Origin of the sequence: Fervidobacterium riparium, from assembly GCF_025370035.1 — a bacterium.
Classification (GTDB): domain Bacteria; phylum Thermotogota; class Thermotogae; order Thermotogales; family Fervidobacteriaceae; genus Fervidobacterium; species Fervidobacterium gondwanense.
Genome location: NZ_CP009277.1, coordinates 393,914 through 407,512, shown reverse-complemented (window position 1 = coordinate 407,512; position 13,599 = coordinate 393,914). Strand labels below are relative to the sequence as shown.

12 protein-coding genes are annotated in these 13,599 nt (G+C 43.0%); 1 reads left to right on the top strand and 11 read right to left on the bottom strand.

Annotated elements, in window-relative coordinates:
* Positions 1-25: 25 nt before the first annotated feature.
* The 11 genes from IB67_RS01815 to IB67_RS01765 form a co-directional block, all read right to left on the bottom strand.
* Positions 26-2,353, bottom strand: a complete 2,328-nt coding sequence (locus IB67_RS01815; RefSeq protein WP_072757167.1) for a glycoside hydrolase family 3 N-terminal domain-containing protein — start codon at positions 2,351-2,353, stop codon at positions 26-28.
* A gap of 27 nt (positions 2,354-2,380) precedes the next feature.
* Entirely contained in the window at positions 2,381-3,334 is a 954-nt protein-coding gene (locus IB67_RS01810) for an ABC transporter ATP-binding protein (RefSeq protein WP_072757169.1), read from the bottom strand.
* Positions 3,331-4,329: an ABC transporter ATP-binding protein gene (locus IB67_RS01805; RefSeq protein ID WP_072757171.1), complete on the bottom strand. Its 999-nt coding sequence runs from the start codon at positions 4,327-4,329 to the stop codon at positions 3,331-3,333. Before IB67_RS01805 ends, IB67_RS01810 begins: the two co-directional genes overlap by 4 nt.
* 1 nt (position 4,330) lies before the next feature.
* The gene (locus IB67_RS01800) at positions 4,331-5,185 is read right to left on the bottom strand and encodes an ABC transporter permease (RefSeq protein ID WP_072757173.1); all 855 of its coding nucleotides are present in this window, start codon (positions 5,183-5,185) and stop codon (positions 4,331-4,333) included.
* A 25-nt stretch (positions 5,186-5,210) separates the two neighbouring features.
* The gene (locus tag IB67_RS01795) at positions 5,211-6,218 is read right to left on the bottom strand and encodes an ABC transporter permease (protein WP_072757175.1); all 1,008 of its coding nucleotides are present in this window, start codon (positions 6,216-6,218) and stop codon (positions 5,211-5,213) included.
* Between the two features lie 96 nt (positions 6,219-6,314).
* Positions 6,315-8,186 (bottom strand): ABC transporter substrate-binding protein, encoded by a 1,872-nt coding sequence (locus tag IB67_RS01790; protein WP_072757177.1) that lies wholly within the window; start codon positions 8,184-8,186, stop codon positions 6,315-6,317.
* A 320-nt stretch (positions 8,187-8,506) separates the two neighbouring features.
* Complete coding sequence (locus IB67_RS01785; protein WP_072757179.1) at positions 8,507-9,166, bottom strand: M48 family metallopeptidase; 660 nt, start codon at positions 9,164-9,166, stop codon at positions 8,507-8,509.
* Between the two features lie 35 nt (positions 9,167-9,201).
* Positions 9,202-9,951, bottom strand: a complete 750-nt coding sequence (locus IB67_RS01780) for an acyltransferase (RefSeq protein ID WP_072757181.1) — start codon at positions 9,949-9,951, stop codon at positions 9,202-9,204.
* 17 nt (positions 9,952-9,968) lie between these two features.
* Positions 9,969-10,877: a radical SAM protein gene (locus tag IB67_RS01775; RefSeq protein WP_072757183.1), complete on the bottom strand. Its 909-nt coding sequence runs from the start codon at positions 10,875-10,877 to the stop codon at positions 9,969-9,971.
* Positions 10,878-10,907: 30 nt separating this feature from the next.
* Positions 10,908-11,597, bottom strand: coding sequence for a transglutaminase domain-containing protein (locus IB67_RS01770; RefSeq protein WP_072757185.1), 690 nt, complete (start codon positions 11,595-11,597; stop codon positions 10,908-10,910).
* Positions 11,594-11,992: a hypothetical protein gene (locus IB67_RS01765; protein WP_072757187.1), complete on the bottom strand. Its 399-nt coding sequence runs from the start codon at positions 11,990-11,992 to the stop codon at positions 11,594-11,596. Before IB67_RS01765 ends, IB67_RS01770 begins: the two co-directional genes overlap by 4 nt.
* Before the next feature lie 216 nt (positions 11,993-12,208).
* Between IB67_RS01765 and IB67_RS01760 the strand changes: the two genes are divergently transcribed.
* Entirely contained in the window at positions 12,209-13,588 is a 1,380-nt protein-coding gene (locus IB67_RS01760; protein WP_072757189.1) for an ATP-binding protein, read from the top strand.
* Positions 13,589-13,599: the final 11 nt, after the last annotated feature.

The following is a 13,599-nucleotide window of genomic DNA, read 5'->3' as shown; positions in this document are numbered from 1 at the left end:
CTCCAATAGATATGATCAAAAATAATTAGAAAGTGTAAACTTTTGTAAAGAATACTCTATCTTCAAATACCTCTCTTCTCATTCCATCTACCTCAAAACTTCCTTTAAGCCTTATATCATCCGAAGAACTTCCAATCATGACGTTGTAAACCCCAGGCTCAACGCAGAGCTTCATATCGCGTCCGTAGAACGCGAGCACGTCCGTGTGGAGATTGAACAAAACTTTCCTCTTTTCGCCAGGTTTCAAATTCACCTTCGCAAAACCTTTCAGTTCCTTAACTGGCCGAGTTACTGAGGCACATTCTCTTCCGATGTAAAGCTGCACAACCTCTTCGCCTTCAACTTCACCAGTGTTCTCCACATAAAGTGAAATTTCGACGCTTCCTGCCATTGGCACTTTTGATGGAGAGATTTCTAACCCGCTGTAATCGAAATTAGTATACGAAAGTCCGTGACCGAACGGGAATAGTGGTTTGACACTCTCGTCAACGTAGTCACCATGCCAACTGGACCTTCCGCCAGACGGTTTGAAGTAGTGGAAGAGCGGAATCTGACCAGCACTTCTCGGGAAAGTCATTGGAAGTTTACCGGATGGATTGACTTTGCCGTAAAGCACATCGACTATTGCCTTTGCACCAATCTCACCTGGCAACCACGCCTCAACAATAGCAGAAACCTTGTCTACAACCCTGGTTAAAGAATAAGGTCTGCCATTCAGCAAAGCGAGCACCACAGGCTTGCCAACCTTTGAAACCTCAATGATAAGTTCTTCCTGAACTCCGGGCAACTTCAAATTCGCGCTGTCCCTCGACTCACCCGTTGTGCAATCCATGGTCAAACCTGACCTATCACCAACTACAACTATCGCCACATCGCTATTCTCGACTGCTTTGAGCGCCTCGTTGAACCCTTCTTTCGAATCTCCCAAGACATCGCAACCTTTCGCGTATGTGAATTGAACACTTTCTTCTTTGAGCAACATCTCTATACTCTTGATCTTGTTCATGCTCTCCTCAACCGATTTCTTCACGCTTGAAAGATTGAACTTAGGCGCATCAAAAGCCAAGTTAACGTTCTCGAGCATTATTTTTATATGTGCTAAGTACATGTAATCACCGAGCATGTTCCTGACATCCGCCGCATTTGGTCCTATGAGTGCTACTTTCATATCTTTTTTCAATGGCAAGATACCGTCGTTCTTAAGGAGCACTATTGACTTTCTTGCAACTTCAAGAGCAAGCTCTGTGTTTTTTACAACCTTCGCTTTTGAAGGTTCTACGTACGGCTTATCGAACAAGCCCAATTTAAATTTCATCTTCAAAATCCTTCTAACAGTTTGATCTAACAACTTTTCCGGAATAACCCCGCTTTTCACCAGGTCTAAGACATGTGCATAGCAATCGGTATTTGGTAATTCCACATCTATTCCCGCTTCAAGGGCGTATTTTGCTGCTTCGGCTTTATCCCTTGCTAATTTGTGATGTTCGTGGATCAACTTCACCGAGAAATAATCAGAGACAACGAGTCCATCAAATCCCCATTCTTTCCTCAGCACATCTGTTAAAAGCTCTCTGGAAGCGGCAAGAGGCACTCCGTCTATCTCGCTGTACGAATTCATAACAGAACCAACCTTCGCTACTTTCACGGCAGCTTCGAATGGGAACATGAAGATCTCTCTCAACTCGCGTGGCGGAATGTTAGTTGGAGCCCAGTTCCGCCCTCCTTCAGACGCGCTGTAACCGACAAAGTGCTTTGTAGTGGCAATGACTCCGTCTTTCAAGTCTTCTCCCTGCAGACCTTCGACATAAGCACACCCCATACTTGCGACAAGATAAGGCGACTCTCCGAATGTTTCCTCAACCCTTCCCCATCTTGGGTCCCTTGCAACGTCAAGTACAGGAGCGAGCCCTTGGTGAATTCCCATATTCCTCATCTCTTGCCTTATCACTTTCGTAACTTCCTTTACCAGTTCAGGCTCCCACGTACTCGCCATCGCGATAGGCACAGGAAAATTCGAACCGTTGAGTCCCATATATCCAGTTAGGCATTCTTCGTGCATTAATGCTGGTATTCCAAGTCTCGTATTTTCTATCAAGAATTTCTGTACTTTATTGTCGAATTGAGCAACTTCTTCGGGTTGAAAGTTTGTTGCTCCACCCGGTCTTGAGATTTGACCTATGCCGTCCTTCAACAGCTCAAATGCTTTCCCTTCATCGAAATTCCCGTTCTCGTCGAGTAATTGATAACTCCAAACAGAACCGAGCTGGCTAACCTTTTCTTCCAGCGTCATTCTCGAAAGCAGGTCCTCAACTCTCAATTCAATAGGCTTAGAAGAATCCTTATATATCTCCATAGCGCTCTCCCCCAATCTTTATCAAAATCATTTGTAAAGATAGCACATAACCTTACTACCATTTACATCAAAATAAGGCGGTCTTTCTTTTCTGCATATGTCCATTGCGTACGGGCATCTTCCCGCAAACTTGCATCCAGTCGAAACGTACTCAACCTCTTCTAAATCTGAGAGCTTTATCCTCGTGCTCCACTTTTTCTTTGGGTCTGGCTGAGGTATCGACTCCTTTAGCAGTTGCGTGTACGGATGTTTTGGTTCAGACAGCACTCGCTCTGTACTACCCGTCTCCACTATGTTGCCCCTGAACATGATGGCTATCCTGCCACCGAGGTAATAAGCCGTCATTAAGTCGTGAGTGATGTAGAGGATGCTTATTCCGAGCTCTTCGAGTTTCTTAAATAAATTAACGATCGACATTCTCAAAGAAGCATCGACCATCGACACCGGTTCATCGGCAACTAACAACTTTGGGTTTGTAAGCAAGCTCTTGGCTATCGAAATTCGCTGCAGCTGTCCACCGGAAAATTCGCTTGGATACTTGTGGTAAAATTCGTCGAACTCGATGCCCACCGTTTTCAACTTCTCTGTTATTATCGCAGTCGCTTCTTCCTTGCTTTTTGAAATCTCAAAATTCTTCAGCGTATCGTAGAAATAGCTCTCAACTCTCCTGAGCGGATTAAACGTTGTGAACGGATTTTGGAAAACAGCCTGTATCTCCTCAAAAATCTCACTTCTTTTCTTGAGGTTGTCTATCCTCTTTCCAGAATAATACACTTCACCGCGAGTAACATCTTCAAAACCCAAGACTATCTTTGCTATAGTAGTTTTTCCACAGCCACTCTCGCCGGCTAATGTAAAGATCTCACTTCCGTTTATTTCAAAAGAAACATCATCTACAGCTGTTATCTTCGTTCCGCCTATTATACTGCCTATCCTGTAGACCTTCGTTAGGTGTTCAATCCTCAAAAGACTGTTGCTCATACCTTCACCCCCGAATGCAACCAGCATGCCACTTTTTGTCCACGTTCAACCTCTGCAAGCTGCGGTACCGAATCTCTACACTGCTGCATTGCAAACGGGCATCTGGTATGAAATGCGCAACCTGAAGGCAGAGATGCCAAAGATGGCGGTGAACCTGGTGCGCTCTCCCTTTTTCTCTTTTCACCAAATTGAGGGAGAGATTCGATAAGGAACTTCGTGTACGGATGGAGCGGCTTTTCAAATATCTCTTCCGTTTTTCCTTCTTCGACGATCTTGCCGGCGTACATTATGCCTATTCTGTCAGTCATGTTAGCGTGAACACCCATATCGTGCGTCACTAACACAATAGTATTTTTGTACTTCGCTTGAACATCTTTCAAAACTTGTATTACACCTCTCTGGGTAACGACATCCAGTGCGGTAGTCGGTTCATCCGCAACAATTATCTTCGGAGCGAGTATCGTCGCCAAGGCTATCGTAACCCTCTGTCTCATCCCACCTGAGAGCTGATGAGGATACGCATCCAATATCTCTTTTCTAAGCCCAAGCTCGACAATATGTTGCAAGATATTGTCCCTCAATTCGCCTATTTTGAAGCCGTTAGCGTGCGGTTTCAAAAAGTCCTCAAACGTGTCCATTATCTTGGTTACCGGATTCAAGACATTCATAGAACCCTGTGGCACGTAGGATATGAACTTCCACTTAAACTTCCTGCGTTCACTTGGCTGGATCTTGTAAATCGAAACCGGTTTATTCTCATCTATATACAGCACATCGCCATCAACAACCCTCAATGGAGGCTCGACAGCGTCGAAAAGAGTTTTGAGAAGCGTACTCTTTCCGCACCCGCTTTCACCGGCGATGCCGTATATCTCGTTTTGATTGAACGAAATACTCACTTCGTCAACAGCCTTAACAACAATTTTCTTTCCGTACACATCGAGATGGTAATATGCCTTTAAATTCCTCGTTTCGAGCACAGCCACTGTTATCACCTCAAGCCTTTCCTATCCTCTGGATACGCATCCTTGGATCCAGGTACTCGCTAATGCTTAAAGACATAAGGTACAGAGCCACAAAAATTAGGATGGAGAACAAAACGGGTGTAAGAACCCACCACCAATATCCTAAGAGCAATGCCTGACTCGATATCGACCACTGTAGCATTGTACCCAGTGTTGGCGTTTCGAGGTTGAAAACCCCGAGTATTGCCAAAGTAATCTCCATACCTATTGCCCACGACATATTTCCAATTAGCGTGGCGAATATCAACGGAATCAAATACGGCATGTAATCTTTAAAAATAATGGAACTGGTAGATGCTCCCGAAAGAACTGATGTATATGTAAAATCCTGCTCACGGAGGCTGAGAACTTGAGAGCGCACAACGCGCGCATCCCAAGCCCAGCCAAAGACACCAAGCAGTAACCCGAGAGACGCGATTCCCATCCTTGCCTTAGCAATCATCGCGAAAAGCACAATTATCACGAAGAGAGGTATTACCAAGAAAGAATCGCTTAGGAACGTCAAAATCCTATCGGCAGCCCCACCCTTGAATCCTGCTATTATCCCGATCAAGACAGCTATAACGCGCGAAACTAATCCGGCGATGAGTGAAGCTATCAATGAATTTCTCACTGCAAACGTGAGTAGCCAAAAGACGTCCTGTCCCATAGATGTTGTTCCGAGGATATGCGGCCAGTGTGGTGGTAAATTCCTCTCCACTACATTCCACCTATACGGATTGTAAGGAGAAAAGAACGATAAGAACGAAAGTACAACGAGTAACAAGAAAATCACGAAAGAGACTTTGAACCTATTATCTTTAAGTAGCTCCCTGAAAGTTTTCATCATTTCACCCCATCTCACTTGCATCTCATCTATATCTCACGCGCGGGTCTAATAACGGATAAATGAGGTCTATCACGAGCACGCTTGTTGTGATGACTATGATAGATATGCTCGTTATGCCCATCAGCAAATTGTAGTCGCCTGTAAAAACAGCGTTGTAGAGCAGAGTACCGACACCGGGGTAAGAGAATGTCATCTCTGTGATTAGCGCACCGCTGAATATCTGACCAAGAGATAGTGCTAAACCAGTCGTCTGTGGCAACATCGCATTTCTAATAACATACTTGTAAACTATCTTCTTTTCCGGTACACCAGCGAGCTTTGCATACTTCACGTAATCTTCTGACTTAACCGTCTGAACGACAAGCTTCATCGCCTGGAACCAAACGAACATGCCTATCAAAAGCAATGACATCGCAGGTAGGAACGAGTGCTTTAGTATACTTACAATACTGTACCAACTGAACTTACTGGACATACCTGTCGCAAAAGCACTCCTAATTGGAAAGATAGGAAAGATATACCCAAGAATTATGAGTAACGTAAGTGCCAGTATATAGTAAGGCATAGGCCTTATTATCATCGCTATGAAATCGACAACCTTAACCCATCTCTTATTCGAGAAATATCCTGCAAAACCACCGACGATATTACCGATTATCCACGCCAAGAGCGTTGTGATGAGCATAAGTCCCAACGTCCAAGGAAGTGATTGTGCAATAAGAAGCTTTACAGGCGTTGGGAATTGATAGTAAGACGGTCCAAAATCCGCCCTTACAAACCTCTTAAGGAAACTAACATATTGCTCCCATAACGTACCCTCAAGACCATAAAGTTGCCTTAGGGTTTTAATCATCTGGTCAACCGACTTAGGATCCATATAGACCCCTTGCGTTGTGAAACGAGCGATGAACTGCTGAACTGGATCAGTTGGCAACAACCTTGGAATGAAGAAAACCATCGTTATGCCTACAAAAATTACAAGGAAATACACAATCAACCGAGGAATTAGATAGCTCTTTATAAACTTCAAAATGCATACCTCCCCTTGAGTTCAAACGTAAAAAATGACAATTTGAAAAAACCGGGGAGAGAGGCGTCTCCCTCCCCAATAATGAACTGCTTTATCTTATTTCTTCCCGGTAGGTTTCAAGAATGGTAACATATACTTGAAGTTTGGCCAGTGGTGATACGGCTGTGAGTACATATTTTCTGCGCCTGGGAAGTTCGTCCAGTAGTATTCGTCCCAAACTATAACGCCAGGATAGTTGAACGTTGGTATGCCAGGCATTTCCGCTACTAACAACTTGAGACCCTCAATTCCTAAACTAATAAGGTTTGAAGTATCGTCAGTCGAGGTGACTCTGAGTTTCTTTATAATCTCATCCATCGCTGGATTGGACCATCTCATGTAGTTACCCCACGGTGCATTCTCGCCAATAGCTGCCTTGTAATCAGACAAGAACGGTTCGAGAACGCGGAACAAATCGGCACCGGCACCCCACGGCTCTCCTGCGGGCCAATCTGTGCTGACTTGGAACTCACCTTTCTGCCCCATTGTTGCCAAGGCATCCGTTGTCATAACTGTTACATCGATTCCGAAGTTCTTCCAAGCTTGTGATGCAGCAAATGCATTTCTGTACGATGGGTGTGCCGGGTTAGTCGTAGTAATTATCGTTATCTTCCACGGCGTACCATCCGGTAAGAGCCACTTTCCATTCTTATCTCTCTTGAATCCATTCTTAATCAGCAGTTGCTCTGCAACGTCCGGTGCATATTTCCACCATCCAGGTCCGAATACTCGCCTGACCTCTGCTGGATCGCTTGGAACATTGTATCCCCTCTTTTTGGCGTACTCAGCCAATCTCGTTCCAGCAGTTGGGTCGTATGGTTTGAACTTCTTGCCGCCTCCGAGGTCAATTTCAAAATTCCTGAGCCATGAATCCATTCTCAGATAGAACATATCGTAGTATGCCTTTGTAAGTGGAATGTGAATTGGGCTCAACGTTACAGCGCCGTCGAATGAATTAGCAGCATATTCAACGATATCTATAGCCAAAGTTAGCGCCCAGCGCACATCCTTGTTGTCAAATGGTTTTACAGCAGTGTTGAAAGCAAGCCCCGTTATACATGGGTCAATATTGACAGTCCATGGAAAATCTTTTCTCCAAGCTCTTGCAGTATTCACACGTTGCATAACAGCCAGCATACCGGCGATCGTAAGGTCCGCTGCATCGAGCTGGTGCTGAGCCATGGAAAGGATCTGTTGCTCGACCGTACCGCTTGCAATGAACAGTACGTACTTTGGCTGTGGCATACCATAAATCATGCCCGTCGGTGTCCTCTGCCAGTCGCTTCTTCTTTCCCACAACGTCCAATAACCGCCTTGATCCACATCCTTAAGCACGTACGGACCTGTACCAACTGGAGGATAGAAATTAAACGTGAGTGGGTCTTTAACCTTCTCAAACACATGCTTTGGAAGTGGTCTCAAAGCACCCCACCTATCGAGCCAATACGTGTGGAACCTTCCGTTTGGTTCCTTCAATTTGAACTTCACCGTGTAGTCATCGATCTTAGTGATTTGAACAACCTGCATCATCTGGTCGTGATATCCCATACCCTCAATCTTTTTCGCAAGCTCAACTGTGTAAATAACATCATCGGCAGTAAAAGGCACTCCATCGCTCCAGTAAACGCCTTTTCTCAACTTGAACGTTACTTCAGTCAAGTCCTTACTGTACACTGGTCCACTCGCTGCGAGTGCGTTGATGATCTTTCCTGTAGCGTATTCAACACACCAGAGTGGCTCGAGCAACAAGTTCTGAATTCCCCTGTCCTGCCACACCCAAGTTGCCCATACGTTGAAATTCGTGGGGTTAGCTGCTCTTCCTGTTAATGCATTAGCTATGAATGTCTCACTTCTCGGAATTCCCCCTGGTAAGTCTGCAAACAATACAACTGCAACAAGAACCGCCAAAATAGCCAAGAACCGCCTCATATACACTCCCTCCTCTTCACAGGATAGAAAGAAATACCTTCCAACAAAACCCCTCTCTAAGATACTCACCGCGGATTCTAACAATCAGGCAATAATTTTATTAATTACTTCCAGAGTGTAATCAATTAGCTTTATAACACACTTGTAATTTTAGACAAAATTCGTTTAATAAAAGTAACGTTAAATGTCTTGAAGTTATAGTATGAATTCTTTTAATTTCTTAAGAATTCGAATTTTTTCAAAAAATATCTGTTATCTTTATCTACCGCAATTATAAAGCAATTAATTTTTGAGGATGGGAGAAAGTGAGGTCATGTCATTTACTTTGGGGTTATTTCCAAAGACCATAAAAAGAGGCTCTTACCATTCTTCTTAAGCCAATTTCTAAACAATCTGTAATCAGGTACAAATTTTCCAACGAATCGCCAAAACTCTGGGCTGTGATCAGGATGTGCTATATGTGCAAGCTCGTGGACTATCACGTATTCAACAATACCCACTGGCGCCATAATTAATCTCCAGTTGAGTGAAATCGTTCCTTTCGTGGAACAGCTTCCCCAGCGAGTTTTCGCATCTTTCACGACAACTTTTTTGTAGCTTATCCCCATAATCTCCGATATCTCGTTAACCTTTTTAGGCAGATATTCTTCCGCTTGTTTTCTAAGCCACCAAATTGCCAATTTGTTGGCGTCGTCCACGTACCGCGGATTTAAAAAGAACGTCCCATTGACGTACCGCAATGGGACATTTGAATCACCGTTTAAGATTATTTTTCTCTCTTCACCGAAATAGAGTATCGCATTTTTACTCGTGAACGCAGACTTCTGGGCGGAAAAACTTTCGACCAATTTCTTAATCTCAGACTCTTTCCTCTTCAAAAATTGTTCTAACTCTTTTTCGGTCATCGACTTCGGAACTGAGATTTTCAGCGTTCCGTCGTAGTCTATGTAGATGGAGATTTTTCGGGTGTTTTTGTGCACTATTTTGTACTCAAAGGAGGACGTACTCAAAAAAATCATCCTTTATAATAGCTTTGGTTTTCCAGCAATTGTTCAACCGGAACATCTTTGTATTCCTTAGCAGGAACGCCCATGTATATCTTTCTTGGAACAGTGTTCCGTGTTAGAACAGACCCGGCAGCAACGAGCGTATCTTCTGCTATCTCGATGCCGGGCAATATCGTAGAATTCGCGCCAATTCGAGCACCTTTTCTCAGCGTTGGACCTTTGAAGTATTTCTTTCTCTCCTCAGTCCTGCCTAAGAAGTTGTCGTTTGTAAACGTGACACCCGGCGCTACAAAACAATAATCTTCGATTGTCGAAATTGCTGTAATATATGCGTTAGTCTCTATTTTTACGTATTTCCCAATTTTCGTTTTATTCTCAACAGCAACTCCCCTACCAATGATCGTATATTCCCCGATCTCAACATCTTCCCTAATGCTTGCCAGATCACCGACGAAAACAAAATCACCCAGTGTCGCTCCTCTATAAATCACGCAATTTGCCCCGACTGTAACGTACTTTCCAAGCAACAAAGGTGGTAATTCTTTCTCATCGGTTGTCGCAGACGCACTTGCTTTGAAAGGTTTCTTTCCAAGGACTGTGTTGTCAGCTACAACGCACCCCTCACCAATGACTGTATCCTTTCGTATCACAACGTTGTGACCGATCACAGCGTTGTCCCCAATCACGACATTATCCTCAACAACAACATTCTCACCAAACACAACGTTTTTGCCTATCTTCGCACTGCTGGATATCATATCTCCACCTCCGTTAATTAATCTGCCAACCTGAATTCCGGACCTATTTCTTTTGCAATTTTAAGTACTTTTCTGTACTCTTCTATTGTTATTCTCCTTGCTATTTCAGGGTATTTATGCGCTTGATACGTCGGATAATACTGTGCCATGATATTAACATAAGCCTTCGGTGAGACGTTTCGGGCAATAAATCTCAGCACCTCTTCGCTTTTTGCAATATCGTTTGGCAACACAAGATGCCGAATTATCAGTCCTTTAACCGCTATGCCGTATTCATCGACTATCAAATCACCCACTTGCCTTTGCATCTCTATAAGCGATTCTTTCGCATATAAGGTGTAATTATTAACACCAGAGTACACACGAGCGTTTTCGTCGTCTCCGTACTTAAAATCTGGCATGTATATATCAATTATACCATCTAATAATGTGATAATTTCCTTTCTTTCGTACCCACCACAGTTGTAGACTATCGGTATTTTCAGTCCATTTTTTGCAGCAATGTTGATAGCACTCACAATCTGCGGAGCATAATGCGTTGGCGTAACTAAATTTATGTTGTGACACCCCATGTTCTGCAACCGAAGCATGATGTCTGCAAGTTCCTCAATGCTAATCTTCATTCCTTCTCCAAGCTGACTAATCGTAAAATTCTGACAAAACACACATCGCATGTTGCAATGCGTGAAGAATATCGTCCCTGAACCATTTCTCCCGACTAAAACAGACTCCTCGCCAAAGTGCGGTCCAAAGCTTGAAATCTCTACTTCGGCCTTTGCTTTGCAAAAACCCTTTTGCCCTGCTAACCGGTTTACACCGCAGACATGTGGACATATGTCGCACTTTTCAAGGCGAGCCATTAATTCTTTTGCAATTTTCTCAAGCGTTCCATCTTTCGACTTCTCAATATACAAAGGTGCGTACATACTCACCCACGCCTTACAATTTCGCAGAAATTACTTTCGCTTAAAACTAATTCTCCAAATGTAAAAATCCTTCTTGTCCGAGCTCGTGAACAGATAGTTATATGAATACGTATAATTCACACTGTTAATGTTTGCATAAATCAATGCATCATTCACCGCTCTTGAAAGATTACTGGCTATAAAATCTCCTTCACCTACTAAGAGTACTTCCTTCCCATTCTTAATCATATAGTAAATGTAATTCACCAGTTCGTCGTATTTCAAGACTAAATATCCATACAGCAAACTGAATGTTTCCCTCGCAGAGCTACTGTTGTACCTGACTATTTCCTCATACAACTTCTCTGCGTAACTCTTCGCAGAAATCGTGCCTGGAAGCTTTGTTTCCGGATAGTGCGAGTACTTTGCTTGATTCGTGCCGAAAAACAAATATGCATTTACTCCCATGCTGTCGTTCCACGTTGTGTCGACATAGAACAGCTCACTGCCTATCTTCACGACATTCCAAGCGTGCGATTGAAGAGCTGTCGCATCCTTTCCTGGTACTTTCCCCTGCCCGCTTACCAAATATGCCTGCAATCCAGCCGCTTTCGCTAACCGATAGAACAGCAGTGCGTAACCCTGGCACACACCCCTGCGGTTCTTGAGCGTTGCGTAAGCGCTTTTGTACGTATACGAACTATCGTATTCGATATTCAGCTTCATCCATTCGTTTATCATGAAGACCTTCTTTGTATCACTCTTATACCATTCAATATAGCTGAAATATTCTTCTGGATAAAATCATCTACAGCCTTTCGCTCTGCGGGTGTTTCGACGTAAGTGTACGTGATAGTCGTTGTTACGGTACCGAGCTGTTCAACTGAATTCTCTTCCCATCGCTGCAAAAATAAACTTTCACCGATGCTCTTAATAACCGAATCTACGACTTTGAGCATCGTTGAATTATTCGTCCCGTACGCTAACAAAACTGTTGTCGGTTCAAAGTTCAAAATATCGGTCACAATAACTTTCTCTATCTCATCTGCCGAGCGCACTTTGTACGTTTGACCAATGAGCATTGTGTCGATTGATATCAAAACAACAAAGCAAACTAAACAAACTTTTCTAAACAACCTTCCGCCTCCAATCTGGGAATGTTGCTGTTCGGATAACTTTCTCGACACCGTCGACAAGCTCGACAATTTCTGGACAGGCTCGACAGCAGTCTATTGAAATTATATCACAAGATTGTCGCCGGCTTATTTATGGTATAATATACTAAGCGTTATTATACTAATTTAGATTAGTATAATCACGATTATAATATCAAACCGCAGAGGTGATGAAAGATGTTTATTAACAGGTTTGAAGAGAAGGATTTCCTCAACAACCTTATAAGCTCAAACAAACGCGAAGTTGTGATACTATACGGTAGGAGAAGAGTTGGAAAGAGTGCGTTGCTGAAAGAAGTTACAAAAGACAAGAAGGTGTTTTATTACACGGCACGCAAGGTATCAAAAGCTGAACAGCTCGAAACATTTTCAAGAGTCCTTGGCTCATTTCTCAAAATCGGGAACGTGTCTTTCAAAACGTGGGAAGATGCTCTGAGATCGCTATTCACTCTCTCTACGAAGGAGAAAGTTATAGTCGTCCTTGATGAATTTCAGTACCTTGCAGAGAATAACGAAGAAATCCTATCTGTTTTGCAGATTCTTCTTGATGAGTATGAAAATTCAATGCTAAAGTTATTTTTTTGTGGCTCAAGCATAAGTTTCATGGAGGGTGTATTATCACACAACAACCCACTCTTTGGAAGAAAAAGTGCAGTTTTAAAGCTGAATCCTGTATCTTTCGAGCACCTCAAGCTTTTTATCCCACAGTACGATTATCACCAACTTTTAGAAACATACTCTATAGTCGGTGGTGTGCCTTACCACTTAACGCTATGGGATGGTACAAAAAGTGTGCTTGAAAATATACAGAACCTGTTTCTAAAACTCGGTGCCCCGCTTAAAGAAGAACCGAGCTTTATTCTCTTTCAGGAACTTCGCGAACCAGCAATGTACCAATCAATATTGGAGGCACTTGCAAGCGGAAGAAATAAATTGAGCGAGATAACCTCATTTATCGGCGAAACCGATTCAAGAAAACTCCAACCGTACATAAAGTCGTTGATGACACTAAAATTAATCAAACGCGTCTCGCCTGCGTTATTCAAGAATCCACACAGAACAAAAGATTTCCGATATGAAATTGAAGATGAACTATTCAGATTCTGGTATAGATACATATTCCCTTACAAAGAGAACGTCGACTTGAACGAGTATCAACATGTTTTAGAAAACATAAAAGCGGACTTGACACAATACGTCTCATTCGAATTTGAAAAGCAAAGCACTCAATATGTCAAGAAAGCCTTTAATCTTGTGCAAGCAGGAAGATACTGGGCGAAAGATATAGAGATAGACATTCTTGGAAAAGATAATAACGGGAGGATATATGCTGGAGAAGTTAAATGGAGAAACAAAAAGGTTGGGTTGAAGGAATACATCGGCCTAAAGACAAAAGCCGACAAGCTACGAATACCCGTAGACTATTTCATACTCATTTCCAAGAGTGGATTTGAAGAAGACCTCTTCAAACTAAACGAGAATCTCTATCTAATAGAATTCACAAAAGAAAATGGATGGGTTGTTAGATTTTCTCCTGATTCATCGGCAGAACGATAGCAGAAACTCGG

Bases quoted from the DNA above. Each gene is read 5' to 3' on its own strand.
- IB67_RS01770 (WP_072757185.1), bottom strand. From the start codon at position 11,597: ATGATAAACGAATGGATGAAGCTGAATATCGAATACGATAGTTCGTAT.
- IB67_RS01780 (WP_072757181.1), bottom strand. From the start codon at position 9,951: ATGATATCCAGCAGTGCGAAGATAGGCAAAAACGTTGTGTTTGGTGAG.
- IB67_RS01775 (WP_072757183.1), bottom strand. From the start codon at position 10,877: ATGTACGCACCTTTGTATATTGAGAAGTCGAAAGATGGAACGCTTGAG.
- IB67_RS01760 (WP_072757189.1), top strand. From the start codon at position 12,209: ATGTTTATTAACAGGTTTGAAGAGAAGGATTTCCTCAACAACCTTATA.
- IB67_RS01810 (WP_072757169.1), bottom strand. From the start codon at position 3,334: ATGAGCAACAGTCTTTTGAGGATTGAACACCTAACGAAGGTCTACAGG.
- IB67_RS01800 (WP_072757173.1), bottom strand. From the start codon at position 5,185: ATGAAAACTTTCAGGGAGCTACTTAAAGATAATAGGTTCAAAGTCTCT.
- IB67_RS01790 (WP_072757177.1), bottom strand. From the start codon at position 8,186: ATGAGGCGGTTCTTGGCTATTTTGGCGGTTCTTGTTGCAGTTGTATTG.
- IB67_RS01815 (WP_072757167.1), bottom strand. From the start codon at position 2,353: ATGGAGATATATAAGGATTCTTCTAAGCCTATTGAATTGAGAGTTGAG.